The organism is Nocardioides ginkgobilobae (assembly GCF_054781275.1).
Map to the genome: position 1 here is coordinate 63,013 of NZ_BAAGUS010000007.1, position 22,258 is coordinate 85,270.

20 protein-coding genes are annotated in these 22,258 nt (G+C 72.2%); 6 read left to right on the forward strand and 14 right to left on the reverse strand.

The features are described 5' to 3' along the window. The first annotated feature begins 3 nt into the window (after window positions 1-3). Together ACYVID_RS08790 and ACYVID_RS08795 are read left to right on the forward strand one after the other, a co-directional pair. On the forward strand, window positions 4-612 hold the full coding sequence (locus ACYVID_RS08790; RefSeq protein WP_460736335.1) for an ATP-binding protein: 609 nt from the start codon (window positions 4-6) through the stop codon (window positions 610-612). Beyond that, entirely contained in the window at window positions 609-1,091 is a 483-nt protein-coding gene (locus ACYVID_RS08795) for a hypothetical protein (protein WP_460736336.1), read from the forward strand. The genes ACYVID_RS08790 and ACYVID_RS08795 overlap by 4 nt, the downstream gene beginning before the upstream one ends. Before the next feature lie 17 nt (window positions 1,092-1,108). Here the strand turns inward: ACYVID_RS08795 and ACYVID_RS08800 are convergent, their stop codons facing one another. Both ACYVID_RS08800 and ACYVID_RS08805 read right to left on the reverse strand, forming a co-directional pair. After that, entirely contained in the window at window positions 1,109-1,318 is a 210-nt protein-coding gene (locus tag ACYVID_RS08800; protein ID WP_460736337.1) for a hypothetical protein, read from the reverse strand. A gap of 1 nt (window position 1,319) precedes the next feature. Beyond that, on the reverse strand, window positions 1,320-2,414 hold the full coding sequence (locus tag ACYVID_RS08805) for an adenosine deaminase (protein ID WP_460736338.1): 1,095 nt from the start codon (window positions 2,412-2,414) through the stop codon (window positions 1,320-1,322). 53 nt (window positions 2,415-2,467) lie between these two features. On the opposite strand from ACYVID_RS08805, the gene ACYVID_RS08810 reads away from it, so the two are divergent. Further along, window positions 2,468-2,923, forward strand: coding sequence for a MaoC family dehydratase (locus ACYVID_RS08810; protein ID WP_300646090.1), 456 nt, complete (start codon window positions 2,468-2,470; stop codon window positions 2,921-2,923). Window positions 2,924-2,939: 16 nt separating this feature from the next. Here the strand turns inward: ACYVID_RS08810 and ACYVID_RS08815 are convergent, their stop codons facing one another. The 12 genes from ACYVID_RS08815 to ACYVID_RS08870 form a co-directional block, all read right to left on the reverse strand. After that, entirely contained in the window at window positions 2,940-4,226 is a 1,287-nt protein-coding gene (locus tag ACYVID_RS08815; protein ID WP_460736339.1) for a thymidine phosphorylase, read from the reverse strand. Then, window positions 4,223-5,416, reverse strand: coding sequence for a cytochrome P450 (locus ACYVID_RS08820; protein WP_460736340.1), 1,194 nt, complete (start codon window positions 5,414-5,416; stop codon window positions 4,223-4,225). The genes ACYVID_RS08815 and ACYVID_RS08820 overlap by 4 nt, the downstream gene beginning before the upstream one ends. Beyond that, complete coding sequence (locus ACYVID_RS08825) at window positions 5,388-5,807, reverse strand: cytidine deaminase (protein ID WP_460736341.1); 420 nt, start codon at window positions 5,805-5,807, stop codon at window positions 5,388-5,390. The genes ACYVID_RS08820 and ACYVID_RS08825 overlap by 29 nt, the downstream gene beginning before the upstream one ends. Further along, window positions 5,804-7,063 carry an ABC transporter permease gene (locus ACYVID_RS08830; RefSeq protein ID WP_460736342.1) on the reverse strand — a complete coding sequence of 420 codons (1,260 nt, stop codon included), beginning with the start codon at window positions 7,061-7,063 and terminating at the stop codon, window positions 5,804-5,806. The genes ACYVID_RS08825 and ACYVID_RS08830 overlap by 4 nt, the downstream gene beginning before the upstream one ends. Continuing rightward, a complete protein-coding gene (locus ACYVID_RS08835) occupies window positions 7,060-8,181 on the reverse strand; it encodes an ABC transporter permease (protein WP_460736343.1) in 1,122 nt (373 codons plus the stop codon). The genes ACYVID_RS08830 and ACYVID_RS08835 overlap by 4 nt, the downstream gene beginning before the upstream one ends. Further along, window positions 8,178-9,704: an ABC transporter ATP-binding protein gene (locus tag ACYVID_RS08840; protein WP_460736344.1), complete on the reverse strand. Its 1,527-nt coding sequence runs from the start codon at window positions 9,702-9,704 to the stop codon at window positions 8,178-8,180. The genes ACYVID_RS08835 and ACYVID_RS08840 overlap by 4 nt, the downstream gene beginning before the upstream one ends. A 168-nt stretch (window positions 9,705-9,872) precedes the next feature. Continuing rightward, window positions 9,873-10,922: a BMP family lipoprotein gene (locus ACYVID_RS08845; protein ID WP_460736345.1), complete on the reverse strand. Its 1,050-nt coding sequence runs from the start codon at window positions 10,920-10,922 to the stop codon at window positions 9,873-9,875. Window positions 10,923-11,084: 162 nt separating this feature from the next. Further along, complete coding sequence (locus ACYVID_RS08850) at window positions 11,085-12,275, reverse strand: amidohydrolase (protein ID WP_460736346.1); 1,191 nt, start codon at window positions 12,273-12,275, stop codon at window positions 11,085-11,087. Window positions 12,276-12,391: 116 nt separating this feature from the next. Continuing rightward, window positions 12,392-13,477 carry a ScyD/ScyE family protein gene (locus tag ACYVID_RS08855; protein ID WP_460736347.1) on the reverse strand — a complete coding sequence of 362 codons (1,086 nt, stop codon included), beginning with the start codon at window positions 13,475-13,477 and terminating at the stop codon, window positions 12,392-12,394. Between the two features lie 136 nt (window positions 13,478-13,613). Next, window positions 13,614-14,636, reverse strand: coding sequence for a methylmalonyl Co-A mutase-associated GTPase MeaB (meaB, locus tag ACYVID_RS08860; RefSeq protein ID WP_460736348.1), 1,023 nt, complete (start codon window positions 14,634-14,636; stop codon window positions 13,614-13,616). Then, a complete protein-coding gene (gene scpA / locus ACYVID_RS08865) occupies window positions 14,636-16,801 on the reverse strand; it encodes a methylmalonyl-CoA mutase (RefSeq protein WP_460736349.1) in 2,166 nt (721 codons plus the stop codon). Before scpA ends, meaB begins: the two co-directional genes overlap by 1 nt. Continuing rightward, window positions 16,798-18,513 carry a methylmalonyl-CoA mutase family protein gene (locus tag ACYVID_RS08870; protein WP_460736350.1) on the reverse strand — a complete coding sequence of 572 codons (1,716 nt, stop codon included), beginning with the start codon at window positions 18,511-18,513 and terminating at the stop codon, window positions 16,798-16,800. The genes scpA and ACYVID_RS08870 overlap by 4 nt, the downstream gene beginning before the upstream one ends. 187 nt (window positions 18,514-18,700) lie before the next feature. Here ACYVID_RS08870 and ACYVID_RS08875 point away from each other — a divergent pair, with 187 nt between their 5' ends. The 3 genes from ACYVID_RS08875 to ACYVID_RS08885 are packed head-to-tail and all read left to right on the forward strand — an operon-like array spanning window position 18,701 to window position 22,195. After that, entirely contained in the window at window positions 18,701-19,399 is a 699-nt protein-coding gene (locus tag ACYVID_RS08875; protein ID WP_460736351.1) for a succinate dehydrogenase cytochrome b subunit, read from the forward strand. Window positions 19,400-19,430: 31 nt separating this feature from the next. Then, window positions 19,431-21,455, forward strand: coding sequence for a fumarate reductase/succinate dehydrogenase flavoprotein subunit (locus ACYVID_RS08880; protein WP_460736352.1), 2,025 nt, complete (start codon window positions 19,431-19,433; stop codon window positions 21,453-21,455). Then, the gene (locus ACYVID_RS08885; RefSeq protein WP_300644995.1) at window positions 21,452-22,195 is read left to right on the forward strand and encodes a succinate dehydrogenase/fumarate reductase iron-sulfur subunit; all 744 of its coding nucleotides are present in this window, start codon (window positions 21,452-21,454) and stop codon (window positions 22,193-22,195) included. The genes ACYVID_RS08880 and ACYVID_RS08885 overlap by 4 nt, the downstream gene beginning before the upstream one ends. The last annotated feature ends 63 nt before the right edge of the window (window positions 22,196-22,258 follow it).

A 22,258-nucleotide genomic window follows, 5' to 3' on the forward strand; every position in this document is an offset into this window, starting at 1 on the left:
ACGGTGCGCGCGCGGGTCATCGTCCTGGCCGGCCCCTCGGGGTCCGGCAAGTCCCGCCTCGCCGCCCGGCTCGGGCTGCCGGTGCTGCGGCTCGACGACTTCTACAAGGACGGCGACGACCCGACGCTGCCGCGGATCGGGCACGGCGCCAACGCGGGGATGGTCGACTGGGACCACCCCGACTCCTGGCTGCCCGAGGACGCCCTCGCGACGATGGCGGCCCTGTGCCACCAGGGCCGCGCCGAGGTGCCGGTCTACGAGATCTCGGCCAACGGCCGCTGCGGCTCTCGGCTGCTGGACCTGGCGGGCAGCCCGCTCTACGTCGCCGAGGGGATCTTCGCCCCCGACGTCGTCGCCCCGGCCCGCGAGGCCGGCATCCTCGCGGCGGCGTACTGCGTGCGCCGCTCGGCCGCGACCACCTTCGTGCTCCGGTTGGTGCGCGACCTCAAGGAGCGCCGCAAGCCGCCGCTGGTCCTGCTCACCCGGGGCCTCGGTCTGGCCCAGGCCCAGCGCGGCGTGGTCGCCGACGCCGTGGCCAAGGGCTGCACCCCCGCCTCGCCCGACGAGGTCGTGGCAGCCGTCGAGGGCCTCGGCTCCGAAGCACTGAGGTGATCGCACCGGACGGACTGCCCTGGGGCCGGCTTCGCCAGCCGGACCAGCTCTCCTGCGGTGCCGCCTCGCTCGTGGTCGCCCGGATGCTCGCCGACGAGGTGTACGCCGAGCGCGTGCTGCCCCGGTTCGCCGACGAGGTCCTCGCGACCCACCGCGACGTCGTGGGCTGGTGGCCCCGGGCGCTCGGCACGCCCCCGTGGGCACTGCTGCGCCACCTGCCGGGCCACCACCGGCTCGTCACCCGCCCGTCGTTCGACCGGGTCCTCTCCGCAGCCGCGCGCGGCCCGGTCGCGGTCTACGTCGGCAACCGGCTGCTGCCCCGCCACGTCGTGCTCGTCGTGGCCGCCGCCCCGGAGGCGTGGGTGGTCTACGACCCGGCCCGGGGCGGGCTGGTCACCGTCGACCGCGAGCAGCACACCGAGGACCGGCTGCCCTTCGGGCGCTGGCACCGTGCTTGGTGGGCGCTCGTGCCGCAGTAGCGGCGGCGACTGCTGCCTCAGCCGCCGTACCCGGTGATGAACACGATCAGCGCCCACGCCACCGGCAGCGAGACGGCCAGTCCGAGCATGATCCGGGCCAGGCCCAGGGCCGTCGCCGCGGCGTCCTCCTCCCCACGACGACCCTCGCGGACGCCCCGCACGGCCAGCAGCGCCGAGAGCGCCAGCGCGACCCCGGCGGCGCCCAGCATGAGGAGGGCGAGGACCACGTCAACCTCCCAGCGCGGCGTACCCGGGCTTGATGACCCCGTCGATCAGCGCCAGCCGCTCGTCGAAGGGCAGGAAGGCCGACTTCATGGCGTTGACGGTGAACCACCGCAGGTCGTGCGCGCCGTAGCCGAAGGCCTGCACCAGCGACCACATCTCGTCGGTCATCGAGGTGCGGCTCATCAGCCGGTTGTCGGTGTTGACGGTGATCCGGAAGCGCAGCTGCTTCAGCAGCCCGATCGGGTGCTCGGCGATCGAGGTGGCCGCGCCGGTCTGCACGTTGGAGGCAGGGCACATCTCCAGCGGGATCCGCTTGTCGCGGACGTACGCCGCCAGCCGGCCCAGCTCGACGCTGCCGTCGTCGTGGACGGTGATGTCGTCCACGATCCGCACGCCGTGGCCCAGCCGGTCGGCCCCGCACCACTGGATCGCCTGCCAGATCGACGGCAGCCCGAAGCCCTCGCCGGCGTGGATGGTGAAGTGCGAGTTCTCGCGCTGGAGGTACTCGAAGGCGTCGAGGTGCCGGGTCGGGGGGTAGCCCGCCTCCGCGCCGGCGATGTCGAAGCCGACCACGCCGCGGTCGCGCCAGGCCACGACCAGCTCGGCGATCTCCATCGACCGCGCCTGGTGCCGCATCGCGGTGAGCAGCTGGCGCACGACGATGCGTCCGCCCGCCGCCTCCTCGCCCTGCGCGAAGCCCTCGGCCACGGCCGAGACGACCTCGTCGAGGGAGAGCCCCTGCTCGACGTGCTGCTCGGGGGCGTAGCGCACCTCGGCGTAGACCACGCCGTCGGCGGCGAGGTCCTCGACGCACTCGCGCGCCACCCGCACCAGCGCCTCGCGGGTCTGCATCACCGCCACCGTGTGGGAGAAGGTCTCCAGGTAGCGCTCCAGCGACCCGGAGTCGGCGGAGTCGGCGAACCACGCCGCCAGCGAGTCCGCGTCACCCGCAGGCAGCGCGTGGCCGCACTCGGCGGCCAGCTCGAGGATCGTGGCGGGCCGCAGGCCACCGTCGAGGTGGTCGTGGAGCAGCACCTTGGGCGCCGCCCGGACCTGGTCTCGGGACAGGGCGGTAGGTTGCTCCGGCGTGGCGCTCATGGCGTCATCCAACCACCCCAGCACACCCCCACCCCCACGGAGGAGAGCCCCCCATGCGCGTGTTCACCAGCCTCGACGAGGTCGCTGCCGCAGCCGGCGAGGACATCGGTGTCTCGGAGTGGGTCGAGATCACGCAGGAGCGGGTCGACACCTTCGCCGACGCCACCGACGACCACCAGTGGATCCACGTGGACGCTGAGAAGGCGGCCGCGGGTCCCTTCGGCGGCACGATCGCCCACGGCTACCTCACGCTCTCCCTCGTCCCGTGGCTGGGCAGCAAGGTCTTCGACCTGGCCACGCCGGGGGCGAAGCTCAACTACGGCATCAACAAGGTGCGCTTCCCGAACCCCGTCCGGGTCGGCAAGCGCATCCGTGCCCACGTCGGCATCGGCGAGGTCGTCGACATCCCTGCGGGCAAGCAGATGACGCTGCGCTACACGATCGAGATCGAGGACGAGGCCAAGCCGGCCTGCGTCGCCGAGACGGTCGTCCTGCTGCTCGACGCCTGAGGCGCCGCTGGGCGGGTCAGTCGATCCGCTCGAGCACGATCGGGGACGACTCGTACGCCGTGCCGGCCGGCTCCACGTCGTACCCGCCCTCGAGGCTGGCCAGCGCCCGCTCGAAGCGCGCGGGCTCGTCGGTGAGCAGGGTGAACAGGGGCTGCCCCTCGGTGACCTCGTCACCGGGGCGGGCGTGCCACACGACGCCGGCGCCGGCCTGCACGGGGTCCTCCTTGCGGGCGCGGCCCGCGCCGAGGCGCCAGGCGGCCATGCCGACGGCCATCGCGTCGAGCCGGGTCAGGACGCCGGTGGTCGGCGCAGCGACGACGTGGGACTCCTTGGCCTCGGGCAGCGCCGCGTCGGGGTCGCCGCCCTGCGCGCGGACCATCGCCTTCCAGGCGTCCATCGCCGAGCCGTCGGCCAACTTGTCGGCGGGGTCCACGCCGTCGACCCCGGCACCGGCGAGCATCTCGCGGGCCAGGGCGACGGTGAGCTCGACGACGTCGGCGGGGCCCCCACCGGCCAGCACCTCGACCGACTCGGCCACCTCGATGGCGTTGCCGGCCGTGAGGCCGAGCGGGGTGGACATGTCGGTGAGCAGGGCCGTGGTGCGCACGCCGGCGTCGGTGCCCAGCGCGACCATCGTGCGCGCGAGCTCGCGGGCACGGTCGAGGTCCTTCATGAAGGCGCCCGTGCCGACCTTGACGTCGAGCACCAGGGCTCCGGTGCCCTCGGCGATCTTCTTGCTCATGATCGATGAGGCGATGAGCGGGATCGCCTCGACGGTGCCGGTGACGTCGCGCAGCGCGTAGAGCTTCTTGTCCGCCGGGGCCAGTCCGTCGCCCGCAGCGCAGATGACCGCGCCGACCTCCTCGAGCTGGCGCATCATCTCCTCGTTGGACAGCGCCGCGCGCCAGCCGGGGATGGCCTCGAGCTTGTCGAGGGTGCCGCCGGTGTGGCCCAGGCCGCGGCCCGACAGCTGCGGCACCGCGACGCCGCAGGCGGCGACCAGCGGGGCCAGCGGCAGGGTGATCTTGTCGCCCACGCCCCCGGTGGAGTGCTTGTCCGCCGTGGGCCGTGAGAGCGCCGAGAAGTCCATCCGCTCGCCCGAGGCGATCATCGCAGCCGTCCAGCGGGCGATCTCGCGCTGCTCCATGCCGTTGAGCAGGATCGCCATCGCCAGCGAGGACATCTGCTCGTCGGCGACGTCGCCACGGGTGTAGGCGTCGACCACCCAGTCGATCTGGCTGTCGCTCAGGCTCCCACCGTCCCGCTTGGTGGTGATGACCTCGACCGCGTCGTGCGTGCTCATGACTCCCTCTCCCCCTGTGGCTCGTCCCTCACCGGCACCCGGTGGTGCCCCCGCAGCACGAACGTGCCGCGGCTCTCCGGCTCCCCCGCCAGCGCCAGCCCCGGGAAGCGCTCCCACAGCAGCGCCACCGACTCCGCCAGCTCCATCCGGGCCAGCGGCGCACCCAGGCAGAAGTGCACCCCGACCCCGAAGGCCAGGTGCGGGTTGGGGCTCCGGGCCACGTCGAAGTCGTCGGGCCGCTCGAAGACCACGGGGTCGCGGTTGGCGGCGCCCAGCAGCGCGCTGACCTTCTGGCCCGGCTCGACCAGCACCCCGCCGGGCAGCTCGACCGGCTCGGTGGCGGTGCGCTCGAAGAGCTGGAGGGCGGAGTCGAAGCGCAGCATCTCCTCCACGCACGCGGGCACGTCCGGCCCCGGGCGCAGCCCGCGGCGCAGCATCGCGACCAGGCCGTTGCCGAAGACGTTGACCGAGGCCTCGTGGCCGGCGTTGAGCAGCAGCACGACGGCGGCCACGACCTCGTCGTCGGAGAGCTCGGTCGCCGCCAGGTCGGTCACGAGGTCGTCGGCCGGCGTGCGGCGGCGTACGGCGACCAGGTCGCGCACCAGCGCCGCGAAGTCCTCCGACGCGCGCACGGCGGCGTCGACGACGTCCTCGGCCGGCCGCGGCTCGTACATCCGCACGATCGCCTGCGACCAGTCGCGCAGGTCGCCGGCGTGGCTGGCCGGGACGCCCAGCAGCTCGGCGATGACGAGGACGGGCAGCGGCTCGGCGTAGGCCGCGACGACGTCGAAGCCCTCGCCCGACGCAGCGCCGGAGACCTCCGCGAGCAGCCCGGAGGCGAGCTCGCGGACCCGCGGCCGCAGCCGCTCGACGTGCCCGCGGCTGAAGGCCGAGGCCACGGGACGCCGCAGCCGGGTGTGCTCCGGCGGCTCGTTCTCCATCATCTGGTTGCGGTGCAGCAGGTTGAACGGCTCCAGGCGCGCCGCCGGCTCGCGGTCGGTCCACAGCCGACCCAGGCGCCGGTCGCGCTGCACGGCCGAGACCGCGGCGTGGCTGAAGGTCAGGAACGACCCGGACTGCTCGTGCCAGGCCACCGCGTGCTCGGCGCGCTCGCGCGCGAAGAACGGGTAGGGGTCGGCGACGACGGCCGGGTCGGTCAGGTCAAGCGAGGTCGTCGGGGCCGAAGGCATCCGGCAGCACCTCGCTCATCCGCCGCAGGCCGGACACGGTCATGATCTCCATGTCCGCCCCGCCGTTCTCCCACAGCAGCTGACGGCAGCGCCCGCATGGCATCACCACGACCGGGTCGGTGCCGACCTTGCCGCCCACGCACACGAAGTGCGTGAGCCGCCCGCCACCCTCGATGTGCAGCCGGCTGACCAGCCCGCACTCGGCGCACAGCGCCACGCCGTACGCCGCGTTCTCGACGTTGCAGCCGGTGACCAGGCGCCCGTCGTCGACGATCGCGGCCGCACCGACGGCGAAGGAGGAGTACGGCGCGTAGGCGCGCCGCGAGGCCTCGACGGCGTGGGTGGTGAGGGCGTCCCAGTCGAAGGTCTCGTCGGGCGCGACCGGGGTCACCCGGCACTCCCCTTGCGGTAGACCTGGCCGTCGGCCGCGGGCATGCGTAGTCGTTGCGAGGCGAAGGCCAGGACCAGCAGCGTCACGACGTACGGCGTGATGTTGACGAAGTCGCCGGGCACGACGTCGATCGCGGCGTAGACCGCGATGAGCGCGGCAGCGGCCACGAGGATGCCGACGGCCAGCGGGACCTGCTTGCGATAGAGCTGGTAGCCGGCCAGGCCGATCGCGAGCACCGCGACCGCCAGCAGCAGCGCGTGCACCGAGGTGCCGCCCTGGCGCAGGCCGAGGGTCTGGGTGTAGCCGAACAGGCCGGAGCCGGCCAGCAGGCCGCCCGGGCGCCAGTTGCCGAAGATCATCGCCGCGAGGCCGATGTAGCCGCGGCCGCCGGTCTGGCCGTCGCGGTAGTTCGACGAGGCCACCATCGCCAGGAAGCCGCCGGCGAGGCCGGCCAGGGCGCCGGAGATGAGCACCGCGACGAACTTGTAGCGCAGCACCGCCACGCCCAGGGACTCCGCGGCCGAGGGGCTCTCACCGGTCGAGCGCAGGCGCAGGCCGAAGGAGGTCCGCCACAGCACCCAGTAGGTGACGAAGAGCAGCAGGAAGGCGATCACCACGAGCCAGGACAGGTTGGTGACCAGGGCACGGGCGACGGCGGCGACCTCGGAGACGAAGAACAGGTCCTTCTCCTCGACCTCGCCGAGGGCGTCGCTGAGCGGGCCGATCGTGATCGAGCCGACGCCGGGCAGCTTCGGGGACTGGGTCGCACCGCCGCCGGGCAGGCCCACGAAGGTCAGCGAGGCGAGGTACTGCACCGCGCCCACGGCGATGATGTTGATGGCGACGCCGGAGATGATGTGGTCGACGCCGAAGACGACGGTGGCGGTGGCGTGGATGAGGCCGCCGATCATGCCGAGCACGAGGGCGCCGGCGACACCGGCCCAGGCCCCGTGGTGGTAGGCGAAGTAGCCCGCACCGAAGGTGCCGAGGACCATCATCCCCTCGAGGCCGATGTTGACCACGCCCGCGCGCTCGGACCACAGGCCGCCGAGGCCGGCGAGCATGATCGGGACGAGCGCGATGAGGGTGGCGCGGACCGTGCCGGAGGAGGCGATGTCGTCGGCGCCGGTCACGACCCGCAGGGTGGAGATGGCGAGCATGACCAGCACGGCTGCGGCCAGCCACCACAGGCGGGGCAGCCGACGCTTGCGGGCGGTCCCGGGAGCGGGGGGCGTGGGGTGGGTCGCGACGCTCATGCGCGGGCCTCCTGGTCGTCCTGGGTGGCCGGGGCGGGACGGTCGGCCGCCAGCGCGCGGGCCACGGCGTGCTGCTCGAGGCGCACGCCGTAGCGGCGCACCACCTCGTAGGAGATGACCACCGTCAAGACGATGACGCCCTGGGTGATGGCCACGATGTCCGGCGAGACGCCCACCAGGATCTGCAGCGGGTTGGACTGCTCGTCGAGGTAGGCGAAGAGCAGCGCGCCGATGGCGATGCCGATCGGGTGGTTGCGGCCCAGCAGGGCGATCGCGATGCCCGCGAAGCCCAGGCCGGACTGGAAGGTCGAGCCGTAGCTGTAGGAGTCGCCGAACAGCAGCGGCAGGCCGACGAGGCCGGCGACCGCGCCGGAGATCAGCATCGCGACGACGGTCATCTTCGTCACCGAGATGCCGCTGGCCACCGCGGCGGTGGTCGAGCGGCCGGTGGCGCGCAGGTCGAAGCCGAAGCGGGTGCGGTTGAGCACGAACCAGTAGACGAAGCCCGCCAGGGCGGCCAGGAAGATGAAGCCATAGACCTCGGTCGGGCCGTCACCGATGCTGAAGCCCGGGATCCGCGAGCCCTCGGGGATCTCCTTGGTGCCGATGTCGTTGCTGCCCTCCTCGCGCACCGCGACCCGGCGCAGGAAGTAGGCCACGAGACCGGTGGCGATGAAGTTCAGCATGATCGTGGAGATGACCTCGCTGACGCCGCGGCGGGCGCGCAGGACGCCCGCGATGCCGGCCCACGCGGCCCCGGCCAGCATCGCGGCCAGGATCGCCAGGACGGTGTTGGCGGCACCCGGCAGCCACGCCTCACCTGCGACGACGGCGGCCACGAAGGCCGCGACGCGGTACTGGCCGTCGACGCCGATGTTGAACAGGTTCATCCGGAAGCCCACCGCCACGGCCAGGCCGGAGAGGTAGAGCACGGTGGCGTTGTTGAGGATGTTGGCGATGTTGCGCTCCTCGGGGACCCCGAGGATCGTCGACCAGACCTCCCCGACCGGGTCTCCGGCCACGACCAGCACGAGGCTGGTGATGAGGAAGGCGAGCAGCAGCGCGAGCACCGGGGCGGCCAGCCCCAGGCCCAGCTTCACCAGACGTGGACCCTTCACGCGGCACCTCCCGCACCGGTCATGGCCGAGCCGAGCTGCTCGGGCGTCACGTGCGAGGGGTCGAACGAGCCGACCATCCGCCCGCGCAGGATGACCTCGATCCGGTCGGACAGGCCGATCAGCTCGTCGAGGTCGGCGGAGATCAGGAGCACCGCGAGACCCTCGCGGCGGGCCTGCTTGATGTGGCCCCAGATCGCGGCCTGGGCGCCCACGTCGACACCCCGGGTGGGGTGGGCGGCGATCAGCAGGATCGGCTCGCCGCTCATCTCGCGGCCCACGATCAGCTTCTGCTGGTTGCCGCCGGACAGGGCACGGGCGAGCGTGTCGACACCGGGGGTGCGCACGTCGTAGTCGGCGACGATCCGCTCGGTGTCGGCCCGGGCGGCCTTGCGGTCGATCAGCCCGAGGCGGGCCCAGGGCTTGCGGGTCTGGTGGCCCAGGACGCGGTTCTCCCACAGGGGCGCGTCGAGCAGGAGCCCGTGGCGGTGCCGGTCCTCGGGGATGTAGCCGATGCCGGCCTCGCGGCGGCGCCGGGTGGAGAGCTGGTCCAGGTCGACGCCGGCCAGCCGGACGCTACCCGTGGCCCCCGGACGCATGCCCATGATCGCCTCGACGAGCTCGGCCTGGCCGTTGCCCTCGACGCCGGCGATGCCCAGGACCTCGCCCGCGTGGATGTCGAAGGAGATGGCGTCCAGCAGCGGCCGGCCCTGCCCGGGACCCTCGGGGCCGGGCAGCGAGAGGTCAGCGACGTGCAGGGTCACGCGCTCGGTGACGGTCGAGGACTCCGTGGAGGGGCTGGGCAGCTCCGAGCCCACCATGAGCTCCGCGAGCTGCCGCGAGGTGACGCCGTCCGGGTCGACGGTCGCGACCGTCGTACCGCGGCGGATGACGGTGATCTCGTCGGCGACCGAGAGCACCTCGTCGAGCTTGTGGGAGATGAAGATGACCGAGAGGCCCTCGGCCTTGAGCTCGCGCAGGTTGCCGAAGAGCTCGTCGACCTCCTGCGGGACGAGCACGGCGGTGGGCTCGTCGAGGATGACGACCTTGGCGCCGCGGTAGAGCACCTTGAGGATCTCCACGCGCTGCCGGGCCCCGACACCGAGGTCCTCGACGAGGCGGTCGGGCTCGATGCCCAGGCCGTAGGCGTCGGAGATGCGCGTGATCTCGGCACGGGCTGCCGCGCCGATGCCGTGCAGCTTCTCCGCGCCCAGGACGACGTTCTCCAGGACGGTGAAGTTGTCGGCCAGCTGGAAGTGCTGGAAGACCATGCCGACGCCGTGCCGGATCGCGTCCGCGGGCGAGGACAGGGAGACCTGCTCGCCGGCGATCTCGATGGTGCCCGAGTCGGGCGCCTGGACGCCGTACAGGATCTTCATCAGCGTCGACTTGCCGGCGCCGTTCTCACCGACGATCGCGTGGATCGTCCCGCGAGCGACGTCGATGTTGATGTCGTCGTTCGCGATGACGCCCGGGAACCGTTTGCCGATCCCCCGCAGGCGCACCGCAGGTGCGACGTCTGGCACGAGAGCCCCTTCCGGTCCCCGAGGACGAGTGAGTGGCGCGGACCCTCTCCGCGCCGACGAGCACGCTATCCGACGCTCCTGTCGGGGCGGGAAGCCGCAGGCCACGCCCGCTGCGTGCGGACGTGGCCTGCGGACCGTGCGTGGTGACGCTGCGTCACCGACGGGGGATCACGGAGCGGTGGGCACCGTGATCTCGCCGTCGATGATCTGCTGCTTGAACTCGTCGAGCTGGTCCACGATGTCGTCGACGAAGCCGCCGCTCGTGGAGTAGCCGACACCGTCGACCGCGAGGTCGTAGGTGGTGACGCCCGAGGGGACCTCGCCCGCCTCGACCTCGGAGAGGTACTCGTAGACGGCGACGTTCACGTTCTTGAGCATCGAGGTCAAGATGACGTCCTGCACCGACGGGTCGGCGGTGTTGTACTGGTCGGAGTCGACACCGATCGCGAAGTTGCCCGACTCGGAGGCGGCCTCGAAGACACCGCCACCGGAACCACCGGCGGCGTGGTAGACGATGTCGGCGCCGTTGTCGAACATGCCCTGGGCGGCGGTCTTGCCCTTGGCCGGGTCGGCGAAGCCGGAGAAGTCCGGGACCTGGGTCAGGTAGGTGACGTCGACCTCGATGTCGGGGTTGACGGCCTCGGCACCGGCGACGTAGCCGGCCTCGAACTTCTGGATGAGCGGGGTCTCGACACCGCCGACGAAGCCGATCTGGTCGGTCTCGGTCTTGAGCGCGGCGGCCGCACCGACCAGGAACGAGCCCTGCTCCTCGGCGAAGACCAGGCTGGCGACGTTGTCGGCCTCGACGCTGGAGTCGTCGATGATGGCGAAGTTGACGTCCGGGTACTCCTCGGAGACCTTCGCGATCGAGGCGGCGTAGGCGAAGCCCACGGCGATGATCGGGTTGTAGCCGGCGTCGGCGAAGGTGCGCAGGCGCTCCTCGCGGGCGGACTCGGCCTCACCGTCCTCGGCCTCGGACTCCTGGGCCTCCATGCCGAACTCCTCGACCGCCTGGTCGAGACCGGCGGCGGCGGAGTCGTTGAAGGACTGGTCGCCGCGGCCACCCACGTCGTAGGCCATGCCGACCTTGACGTCGCTGGTGGCGGCGGGAGCGTCCCCGTTGTCGGTGCCCTCGTCGGCGCCGTCGTCGGAACCGCACGCGGACAGGGTGAGGGCGGCGGCCATGGCCACCGCTGCAAATCGAGCCGTCTTCCTCACGGCAACCCTCCTGGTGAGATCGTCTGCACCCCGGGGCGCGGGGCACACGGCGTCACCCTAGGGCCGCGCGGGCAGGGCGGGTGGGGCGCGGGGCGAAATAGTCCCGGTTGTTATGCGTCGGTGACCTGGCCCGCGCGGGTCGAGCGCGGCCCCCGGGCCGGGTCAGGCGCGCAGCGCCCGCCAGGCGGCCTCGGCCATCAGCCGGGCGCCGATGGCGATCGCCCGCTCGTCGACGTGCAGGTTGCCCTGGTGCAGGTCGTACGTCGGCCCACCGGGCGTGCGGGTGCCGAGGCGCATCATCGCGCCGGGCACCTGGTCGAGGTACCACCCGAAGTCCTCCCCGCCGAGGCTCTGCGGGGCCACGACCTGGCCGTCGGGGCCCAGCACCTCGGTGACGGCCTCGGCCAGGATCCGGTTGGAGAGCGACTCGTTGACCACGGGCGGGACGCCGCGCTGGTAGTCCAGGTGCGCGGTCACGCCGTAGGGGCGCACGATCTCGTGCACGACCTCGCGCACGAGCTTCTCGCAGTCGGCCCAGGCGACCGCGTCGAGGATCCTGACCGTGCCCGAGAGGAAGCCCCGGTCGGGGATGACGTTGGGCGCCGAGCCCGCCTGGATGTGGCCCCACACCACCGAGACGCCCGAGCGCGGGTCGAGGCGGCGCGAGAGGATCGCGGGCAGCTCGGTGGTGACCTTGGCCAGGGCGAAGGTGAGGTCGCCGGTCAGGTGCGGACGCGAGGTGTGGCCGCCCGAGCCCTCCAGCCGGACCTCCAGCCGGTCGGCGGCGCTGGTGAGGGGTCCCAGCCGCAGGCCGACCTGCCCGACGTCCACGCCGGGGTCGCAGTGCAGCGCGAAGACCCGCTCGACGTCGTCGAGCAGGCCCAGGCCCATGAGGTGCACCGCCCCGCCGGGCATGACCTCCTCGGCCGGCTGGAAGAACAGCCGGACCCGACCGCCCAGCTCGCCGCACGCGTGCAGGCGGGCCAGCGCGTGGGCGGCCCCGACCAGGGCGGTGGTGTGCACGTCGTGGCCGCAGGCGTGCGCGACCCCGGGGACCGTGGAGCGCCACGGGTCCTCCGACAGCTCCTCCACGGGCAGGGCGTCGAGGTCCGCCCGCAGGCCGACGGTGCGCCCGTGGGTGCCGATCTCGGCCACCAGCCCGCTGCGCGGGAGCCGCTCGATCCGCCAGCCCGCGACCTGCAGCCGGCGAGCCACCTCCTCGGTGGTGCGCGACTCCTCCCACGACAGCTCGGGGTGGGCGTGCAGGTCCCGCCGCAGGGCGACCAGCTCTCGCTCGTGCGACGCGACGGCCTGGGCGATCATGTCGGAGGGGGGCATCGGGGCGGTGGTCATGTCCTGCCCAGGGTAGTGGGCACCGACCCGGCAGAGGGGTGGGCGGCAGCACGCGCATCCCGGTCAGGCGTGGGCCGGACCCTCGGGCCCGACCCACGCCCTCCCGGCGGCAGGACCTAGCCGGCGTCCGGGGTCAGCGCCAGGACCCGACCTCCCGGAGCGGTGGGGTCGCCCATCAGGTCGGTCTCGGTCACGTAGACCGTGCCGTCGTGCAGCTCGACGTCGCCGGGGAAGGGGACCTCGGCGAAGACCGTCGGCTCCTGCAGGAACTTCTGCTCCATCACCACCGAGGCGAAGAGCATGGAGACGTACGCCGTGCCGTCCGGGCCGATCGCGAGCCCGACCGGCGAGGTCAGCCCGCCGGCGTACCTGCTCACCTCGCCGGTGGTGAGGTCGATGCGGTAGACCCCGCCGTTGGCGCCCATACGCGGGTCCTCGGGGCCCCCCGGCAGCGAGGTGACGTAGAGGTTGCCGTCCGGGCCCATCTCGACGTCGGTGGGCACGCCCTCGGCCTTGTACGTCGAGCCCTTGGCGCATCCGGGCAGGCCCATGACCTTGGCGCGGCGCTTCGTGATGCCGATCTTCACCGGGGGAAGCGTGGCCACGGTGCTGACCTCGCCGTCGGTGACGGCGAGGACCGAGTTGCCGGCCGCGTCGGCGACGTAGGTGGTCTCCCCGACGACGAGCGTGGCGTAGGGGTGCGACTCCTCGATGCCGTCGTAGGCCAAGAGCGGCCTGAGCTCCTTGTCGACCTTGCGCTTGCAGGAGCGGTCGAGGCCCTTGACGCCGTAGCGCGTCCCCCCGTCGGGATTGACCTCCTGCTCGTACGCCCAGAGGTCGGCGACCTGGACCGGCTCGCCGTTCGGCTCGAGGGTCCACAGGCCGGCGGCCGGCTCGGGGCCCATGGCGGTGGTCACGAACGTCGTGACGCCGTCCACGACCGAGACCCCGCCGACCTCGGTGCCCTCGAGGGTCACCAGGTCCTTGCGGGAGCTGCCGGGGCCGAGCTGGGTGAGGACGCCGCCGAAGTTCTGCGCGACGACGACGGTGCCGTCGCCGTCGACCGCGAGGCTGAGCGGGGAGACGAGGCCGCCGGCGACCTCGTCGGGAGTGGCGGCGACGGCGGGCGTCGTCGTGGTGGTGACGACCGCGAGCGAGGCCAGGGCGGCCGCGGCGAGACCGGACCGGGATGAGTGCTTCACGAGGACTCCTGGGGGGCTGGGTAAAGAAGTAAAGGAGTCCTGATGCTCGTCCTGTGCCGCCCTTAGCACACGGGTCCAAAGTCCCGAACGCACGACCCGTCCGGGCTGCCCCGCCTGGTGCGGCCGGGCCATCGGGCTACGCGACCGGCCGGTCCTCGTCGTACGCCGCGAGGAGCCGGTCCGCGGCCACGGTGGCCGGGAGGTCGCCGGCCAGCACCTGCGTGCTGATCTCCTCGCGCACCGCGCGGACCCCCGGCGAGGTGCGCAGCCGCTGGTCGAGCTCGTCGCGGACCATCGCCCAGGTGAACTCCAGCTGCTGCTCGGCCCGCTTGTGGGTCAGCCCGTCGGCACCGAGGTGCTCGCGGTGGGCCAGCACTCGCGCCCAGACGTCGTCGACGTCGAGGTCGTGCAGGCCCGAGCAGGTGACGACCGGCGGGGCCCACTCCCCCTTGCCGCGCACCAGGCGCAGCGCGCCGGCGAGGTCCCGGGCGGCCGCGCGGGCCTCCTGCGCCCGGTCGCCGTCGGCCTTGTTGACGGCGATGACGTCGGCGATCTCGAGGATGCCCTTCTTGATGCCCTGCAGCTGGTCACCGGTGCGGGCGAGGGTGAGGAACAGGAAGGTGTCGACCATGCCGGCGACGGTCACCTCGGACTGACCGACCCCGACCGTCTCCACCAGGATGACGTCGTACGCCGCCGCCTCGAGCACCGCCATGGCCTGCACCGTCGCGCGGGCGACCCCGCCGAGGGTGCCGGCCGACGGGGAGGGGCGGATGAACGCCTCGGGAGCGACCGACAGCCGGCCCATCCGGGTCTTGTCGCCCAGCACCGAGCCGCCGGTGCGCACGCTGGACGGGTCGACCGCCAGCACCCCCACCTTGTGGCCCTCGGCGACCAGCCGGGTGCCGAGGGACTCGATGAAGGTCGACTTCCCGACGCCGGGAACGCCGGAGATCCCGACGCGCACGACGTCGCGGCCCCCGGAGTCCTCGGCGAGCGCCGTGAGCAGCTCCCGCGCCTGCGCGCGGTGCTGCGGGCGCGAGGACTCCACCAGGGTGATCGCCTGCGAGACCGCTGCGCGCCGCTGCGCGCGGACACCCTCGACCAGGCGGGACACCTTGTCGTCCGGCTGCCCGTCGGTCCCCGAGACCTCCGACATCAGTGGCCGAGCTGGGCGCGCAGCTTGGCCAGCAGCGACAGCGCCGACTGGGCGATGACCGTGCCGGGCAGGAACACCTCGGCAGCACCCATCTCCAGCAGCGTGGGCACGTCGTCGGGCGGGATCACGCCACCGATGACGACCATGATGTCGTCCCGGCCCTGCTCGGCCAGCGCTGCGCGCAGCGCCGGGAGCAGGGTGAGGTGGCCCGCGGCCAGCGAGCTGACACCGACGATGTGCACGTCGTTGTCCACCGCCTGCTGCGCGACCTCCTCCGGCGTGGAGAACAGCGGCCCCACGTCGACGTCGAAGCCCATGTCGGCGAAGGCCGAGACGATGACCTTCTGGCCGCGGTCGTGGCCGTCCTGGCCCATCTTGGCGACGAGGATGCGCGGACGGCGGCCCTCGGCCTCCTCGAACTCCGCGGTCTCGGCGAGCACCTGCTTGACGTGCTGGGCACCCTCGCCGTCGCCGGACTCGTCGCGGAACACGCCGCTGATCGTACGGATGACGGCCTGGTGGCGGCCGTAGACCTTCTCCAGCGCCTCGGAGATCTCACCGACGGTGGCCTTGTTGCGGGCCGCGTCGACGGCCAGCGCCAGCAGGTTGCCGTCCATCCCGCTGGCCCCGGACTCGGCCGAGTGCGTGAGGGCGTCCAGCGAGCGGCGTACGGCGTCGTCGTCGCGCTCCGCGCGCAGCCGCTCGAGCTTGGCGAGCTGGCGGCGGTAGACGTCGTCGTTGTCGACGCGCAGGACGTCGAGCTTGTCCTCGGCGGCGAGCCGGAAGGTGTTGACGCCGATGACCTTCTGCGCGCCGGAGTCGATGCGCGCCTGGGTGCGGGCGGCCGCCTCCTCGATGCGCATCTTCGGGATGCCCTGCTCGATCGCCTTGGCCATGCCGCCGGCGGCCTCGGCCTCCTGGATGTGCGCCCAGGCGCGCTCCGCGAGGTCGTGGGTGAGGCGCTCGACGTAGTAGGAGCCTGCCCAGGGGTCGATGGTGCCGGTGGTGCCGGACTCCTGCTGCAGCAGCAGCTGGGTGTTGCGAGCGATCCGGGCCGAGAAGTCCGTCGGCAGCGCGATCGCCTCGTCGAGGGCGTTGGTGTGCAGCGACTGGGTGTGGCCCTGGGTCGCGGCCATCGCCTCGATGCAGGTGCGGCCCACGTTGTTGAAGACGTCCTGCGCGGTGAGGCTCCAGCCGGAGGTCTGGCTGTGGGTCCGCAGCGACAGCGACTTGGGGTTCTTCGGGTCGAACTCGCGCACCAGGCGCGACCACAGCGCGCGGGCGGCGCGCATCTTGGCGACCTCCATGAAGAAGTTCATGCCGATGGCCCAGAAGAAGCTCAGCCGCGGCGCGAACGCATCGATGTCCAGGCCGGCCTCGAGGCCGGCGCGGATGTACTCGACGCCGTCGGCGAGGGTGTAGGCCAGCTCGAGGTCGTTGGTCGCCCCGGCCTCCTGCATGTGGTAGCCGGAGATCGAGATCGAGTTGAACCGCGGCATCCGCTCGGCCGTGAACGCGAAGATGTCGGAGATGATCCGCATCGACGGCGCCGGCGGGTAGATGTAGGTGTTGCGGACCATGAACTCCTTGAGGATGTCGTTCTGGATGGTCCCGGCGAGCTGCTCGGGCTTGACGCCCTGCTCCTCGGCCGCGGCGATGTAGAGCGCCATGACCGGCAGCACGGCGCCGTTCATGGTCATCGACACCGACATCTGGTCCAGCGGGATGCCCTCGAAGAGGGTGCGGGCGTCGTAGATCGAGTCGATCGCCACGCCCGCCATGCCGACGTCGCCGCGCACGCGCGGGTGGTCGGAGTCGTAGCCGCGGTGGGTCGCGAGGTCGAAGGCGACCGAGAGGCCCTTCTGGCCGGCCGCGAGGTTGCGGCGGTAGAAGGCGTTGGACTCCTCGGCGGTGGAGAACCCGGCGTACTGGCGCACCGTCCACGGCTGGGTGGTGTACATCGTCGGGTAGGGGCCGCGCAGGAACGGGCTGAGGCCCGGGTAGGTGTCCAGGGCGTCGAGACCGGCGAGGTCCTCCGGGCCGTAGGACGTCTTGATGGCGATGCCCTCCGGCGCGGTCCACAGGTCGTGGGCCGGCGTCCCGGTCGAGGGGGCCGCGCCCCCACCGACCAACGGCAGTCCGCTGAAGCTGCTCGGAACACTCATGCGAGGGCCTCCCTCGTGCGGGTCAGGAACGCGAGGGCGTCGACGCCCATCGCGCAGGAGTCGTCGACGCTCTGCGCCTCGCCCAGGGCGTCCGGCTTGCCGGCGACGACCACGCGGGTCGCCCCGGCCTCGCGCAGCGCGGCCGCGGCGGCCGCGCCCCACTCCGCGTACGTCGGGTCGGAACCGGCCAGGCAGACGACCGCCTGGCCGGAGTACGCCGCCACCAGCTCGTCGGGGCCGGCCGTGGGGCCCGCCACGTCGACGGCGATGCCGCCGGCGGCGAGCAGATTGGAGGCGAACGTCGCGCGGGCGGTGTGCTGGGCGACCGGGCCGAGGGTGGCCAGGAAGACCCGGGCGGCGGGCGGCTCGGCGCGCATCGCCTCGAAGGCCTGCCCGTACGGGCGCACGTCCTGCCACCCGTCGTACGGCTCGCGGACGGGGAGCTCCTCGGCGAGGTTCGGGAACTCGGTGAGCCCGGTGATCGGGCGCTTGCGGGTGGCGACCTCGCGGTCGCGCTGCTCGACGGTGGCGGCGACGAGCTCGTCGAGCACCCCGGAGTCGGGCCCCTCGGGGGTGTCGAGGCGGCCGAGGACCTCCCACCCGGCGCGGGCCAGGCGGTCGGTGAGCTCCTCGACGGCGTACGCGCCCCCGGCGGGGTCGGCGACGTGGGCGACGTGCGACTCGTCGATGAGCAGGTGGTGGGTGTTGCGTGCGATCCTGCGACCGAGCGCCTCGGGACGACCGAGCGGTGCGTCGAAGGGGAGCACCGTGACGCTGTCGGCGCCGCCGACGCCGGCCGCGAACGCGGCGACGGTCGTGCGGAGCATGTTGTTGTAGGGGTCGTAGGCGCTCATCATCGGGCGGCTGGTCACGGCGTGGACCCGCGCCTCGACACCTCGCACGTCCGAGAGCTCCAGCACCCGGGCCCAGAGCCGGCGCACGGCGCGGAGCTTGGCGATGGAGGAGAACTGGTCATCGGTGACGGCCAGCCGCAGCTCCACGAGGGCAGCGGCGTCGGCGGCCGGGATGCCGCCCTGCTCCAGCACGCGCAGCACGCGGGCTCCTGCGGCCAGGACCCAGCCGAGCTCGGTGGCGTCCGAGGCGCCCCGGTCGTGCACGCGCGTGCCGTCGACGACGACGCCGAGGACCGAGCGCTCGCGGGCGAGCCGGGCGAGCGCCGTCAGCGTCGCGGCGTCGGCGGTGGCCGGTGCCCCCAGGTTGGTGCCGGCGGCGAGGTCGGTGTCGCCCGCGTGCGCCAGGAAGGCCTCGGCCACCTCGCGCGCGGCGTCGCCGGCGTCGAGCACGACGGGAGCCAGGTCGAGGAGCACCCCCTCGAGCAGGACGGCGAGGTCGGTGTCGTCGCCGGCCTGCACCCACAGGGAGGTGACGCCGCCCTCGAGGTCGACCAGGGCCGCCTCGTTGAGCTGCTTGGCGGGTCCGGCCTCGACCAGGGAGCGCACGTCCCAGTCGCCGGCCCGGGCGGGCCGGCCGGCGGTCTCGAGGCCCTCGAGCGACGCCGGGGTGCCGAGCGGGGTGATCTCGATGCCGTCGAGCGTGCGGCGGGTGAGCTTCTCCCACACCAGGGAGTCGGGGTCGTCCTCGCGCAGCCGGCGCGACTTGCGCAGCACGGCGGCGGTGGCCTTCTCCCAGTCGGCCCGGGTCCAGGCGTCGTCGGCGTGCGCGAGCTCCAGCGCACCCTCGGGTCCAGTCATGGTGCGAACCATAGGGACGCGCCGTGACGGCGGCTACAGAGTGTGACGTGTTCGATCCTCGAGGTCCACGAAGGTCGGGCCAACAGGTAAAGGTACCCTCACCTGTGCCCGCGACGGCGCTCCGAGGGGGATTTGTCACACACCCGGGGATCCTGAGACTTCGCTGAGCGCGCTACCGTGACTCCTCGTGGCAACCCCGACTCTCGTCAGAGGAGCGCGCGCTTCGCGCTCGACGATCACGCTCAAGCTCGTCATGGCCGTCAGCGGCCTCGTCTTCATCGGCTTCGTGCTGTCGCACATGTACGGCAACCTCAAGGCGTTCAGCGGCGAGCTGGCGTTCAACGAGTACGCCGAGCACCTGCGCACGCTCGGTGAGCCGCTGCTGCCCTACAGCGGCCTGCTGTGGATCATCCGGGTCGGGCTGATCGTTTCGCTCGTCGTGCACGTCGGTGCCGCCGTCGTCCTGGCCCGCCGCGCGCACGCGGCCCGCCCGGTCAAGTACGCGAACCGGAGGTACAAGAACTCCTCCTTCTCCTCGCGCACCATGCGCTGGGGCGGGCTGACGATCCTGGTCTTCCTCATCTGGCACCTGCTGAACTTCACGATCGTCAAGATCAACCCGGCCGGCGGGGAGACCAACAACCCCTACCGCCTCATGGTCGACACCTTCGACCTGTGGTGGATGACGCTGATCTACCTCGCGGCCATGGCCGCGCTGGCGCTGCACCTGCACCACGGCACCTTCAGCGCCCTGCAGACCCTCGGCTTCACCAACACCGCGGCGGCCCGCACCCGGGCCCGCGCCGCCGGTTGGGTGCTCGCCGTCGTGGTCGCCGGCGGCTTCTCGCTGGTCCCGATCTTCACCCTCCTCGGCGTCATCAGCTGACGGCCCGACCGACCCGACACCTGGAGACCACATGGCATCGAACGTCGACGTCAGCGGCAACACCGTGCTGACCTCTCCCCCGGTCCAGCAGTCCGACGACGCGCACGGCTACTACACCCCCGGTGAGCCGATCCGCGACACGAAGGCGCCCGCCGGTCCGATCAAGGACCGCTGGACCACGCACAAGATGAACAACCGGCTGGTCAACCCCGCCAACCGCCGCAAGCTCGACATCATCATCGTCGGCACCGGCCTGGCCGGCGGCGCGGCCGCCGCCACGCTCGGCGAGGCCGGCTACAACGTGAAGTCCTTCTGCTACCAGGACTCCCCGCGCCGGGCCCACTCGATCGCCGCGCAGGGCGGCATCAACGCGGCCAAGAACTACAAGGAGGACGGCGACTCCGTCTACCGCCTCTTCTACGACACCGTGAAGGGCGGCGACTACCGCTCGCGCGAGTCGAACGTCTACCGCCTCGCCGAGGTCTCGACGAACATCATCGACCAGTGCGTGGCGCAGGGCGTCCCGTTCGCGCGTGAGTACGGCGGCCTGCTCGACAACCGCTCCTTCGGCGGCGTCCAGGTCTCGCGGACCTTCTACGCCCGTGGCCAGACCGGGCAGCAGCTGCTGATCGGCGCCTACCAGGCCATGGAGCGCCAGGTCGCGGCCGGCACGGTCACCCAGTACACCCGCCACGAGATGCTCGAGCTGATCGTCGCCGACGGCAAGGCCCGCGGGATCGTGGCGCGCGACCTGGTCACCGGCGAGATCGAGACGCACCTCGCGGACGTCGTCGTGCTGGCCTCGGGCGGCTACGGCAACGTCTTCTACCTGTCCACCAACGCGATGGGCTCCAACGTCACCGCCGCGTGGCGTGCGCACCGCAAGGGCGCCTACATGGCCAACCCCTGCTACACGCAGATCCACCCGACCTGCATCCCGGTCTCCGGCGACCACCAGTCGAAGCTGACCCTGATGTCGGAGTCGCTGCGCAACGACGGCCGCATCTGGGTGCCGAAGAACCGCGAGGACTGCGACAAGGACCCGCGCGACATCCCCGAGGAGGACCGCGACTACTACCTGGAGCGGATCTACCCCTCCTTCGGCAACCTGGTCCCCCGCGACATCGCCTCCCGCCAGGCCAAGAACGTCTGCGACGAGGGTCGCGGCGTCGGGCCGATGGTCGGCGACTTCCGCCGCGGCGTCTACCTCGACTTCGCCGACGCGATCAACCGCCTCGGCGAGGACGCGGTGCGCGAGAAGTACGGCAACCTCTTCGACATGTACGAGCGGATCACGGGTGAGAACCCCTACCAGGTCCCGATGCGGATCTACCCCGCCGTGCACTACGTCATGGGTGGCCTGTGGGTCGACTACGACCTCCAGTCCAACATCGAGGGCCTCTTCGTGACCGGCGAGGCGAACTTCTCCGACCACGGCGCCAACCGCCTCGGCGCCTCGGCGCTGATGCAGGGCCTGGCCGACGGCTACTTCGTGCTGCCGAACACCATCCGCGAGTACCTCGCCGACGGTCCGTTCGCCCCGATCGACGAGTCGCACCCCGACGTCGTCGCGGCCCGCACCTCCGTCGAGGACCGGATCCAGAAGTTCCTCTCCATCAACGGCACCCGCACGGTGGACAGCTACCACAAGGAGCTGGGCAACATCATGTGGGAGTACTGCGGCATGGAGCGCTCCGAGGACGGCCTGCGCAAGGCGATCGACATGATCCGCGAGCTCAAGGCCGACTTCTGGAGCAACGTCAAGGTGCTCGGCACCGCCGACTCGCTCAACCAGAGCCTGGAGAAGGCCGGCCGCGTGGCCGACTTCCTCGAGCTCGGTGAGCTCATGTGCATCGACGCCCTCAACCGCCGCGAGTCTTGCGGCGGCCACTTCCGCGCCGAGTCCCAGACCGAGGACGGCGAGGCGCTGCGCCACGACGACGAGTTCGCCTACGTCGCGGCCTGGGAGTTCGGCGGCGAGGGCGGCCAGCCCGTGCTGCACAAGGAAGACCTCGTCTACACCGCCATCGAGATGAAGCAGCGGAGCTACAAGTGAGACTGACCCTGAAGATCTGGCGCCAGCAGAACGCTTCCGCGCCGGGTGCGATGAAGACCTACGACCTCGACGGCGTCTCGACGGACATGAGCTTCCTGGAGATGCTCGACGTCCTCAACGAGCAGCTGCAGTCCCAGGGTGAGGAGCCGGTGGCCTTCGACCACGACTGTCGCGAGGGCATCTGCGGCTCGTGCTCGCTGATGATCAACGGCCAGGCGCACGGTCCGGAGGTCACCACGACCTGCCAGCTGCACATGCGCTCGTTCAAGGACGGCGACACCATCACCGTCGAGCCGTGGCGCGCCGCAGGCTTCCCGGTGGTCAAGGACCTGGTGGTGGACCGGTCGGCCTTCGACCGGATCATCCAGGCCGGTGGGTTCATCTCCGCGAACACCGGCTCGGCCCCCGAGGCCAACTCGGTGCCCGCACCCCGCGACAAGGCCATGCGCGCCTTCGACGTGGCGACCTGCATCGGCTGCGGCGCCTGCGTGGCCTCCTGCCCCAACGGCTCGGCCTCGCTGTTCATGGGCGCGAAGATCACCCACCTCGGCGAGCTCCCGCAGGGCCAGCCCGAGCGCTACTCGCGCGTGGTCGACATGGTCGCCCAGCACGACGCCGAGGGCTTCGGCGGCTGCACCAACATCGGTGAGTGCGCTGCCGCCTGCCCCAAGGGGATCCCGCTCGACGTGATCTCCCAGCTCAACCGCGACCTGCGCGACGCGCTGCGCCAGGGACGTTGAGCCAGGGTCGCTGACCCGCACCTGATCGACCGGCCGAGCCGGGTCCACCCTCCCGGGTGGGCC

Excerpts from the sequence above, each read along its gene's own strand:
- ACYVID_RS08815 (WP_460736339.1), bottom strand. The coding sequence starts at position 4,226 with ATGAGCACGCACGACGCGGTCGAGGTCATCACCACCAAGCGGGACGGT.
- ACYVID_RS08870 (WP_460736350.1), bottom strand. The coding sequence starts at position 18,513 with ATGACTGGACCCGAGGGTGCGCTGGAGCTCGCGCACGCCGACGACGCC.
- meaB (WP_460736348.1), bottom strand. The coding sequence starts at position 14,636 with ATGTCGGAGGTCTCGGGGACCGACGGGCAGCCGGACGACAAGGTGTCC.
- ACYVID_RS08830 (WP_460736342.1), bottom strand. The coding sequence starts at position 7,063 with ATGAGCGTCGCGACCCACCCCACGCCCCCCGCTCCCGGGACCGCCCGC.
- ACYVID_RS08820 (WP_460736340.1), bottom strand. The coding sequence starts at position 5,416 with ATGCCTTCGGCCCCGACGACCTCGCTTGACCTGACCGACCCGGCCGTC.
- ACYVID_RS08850 (WP_460736346.1), bottom strand. The coding sequence starts at position 12,275 with ATGACCACCGCCCCGATGCCCCCCTCCGACATGATCGCCCAGGCCGTC.
- ACYVID_RS08805 (WP_460736338.1), bottom strand. The coding sequence starts at position 2,414 with ATGAGCGCCACGCCGGAGCAACCTACCGCCCTGTCCCGAGACCAGGTC.
- scpA (WP_460736349.1), bottom strand. The coding sequence starts at position 16,801 with ATGAGTGTTCCGAGCAGCTTCAGCGGACTGCCGTTGGTCGGTGGGGGC.
- ACYVID_RS08880 (WP_460736352.1), top strand. The coding sequence starts at position 19,431 with ATGGCATCGAACGTCGACGTCAGCGGCAACACCGTGCTGACCTCTCCC.
- ACYVID_RS08810 (WP_300646090.1), top strand. The coding sequence starts at position 2,468 with ATGCGCGTGTTCACCAGCCTCGACGAGGTCGCTGCCGCAGCCGGCGAG.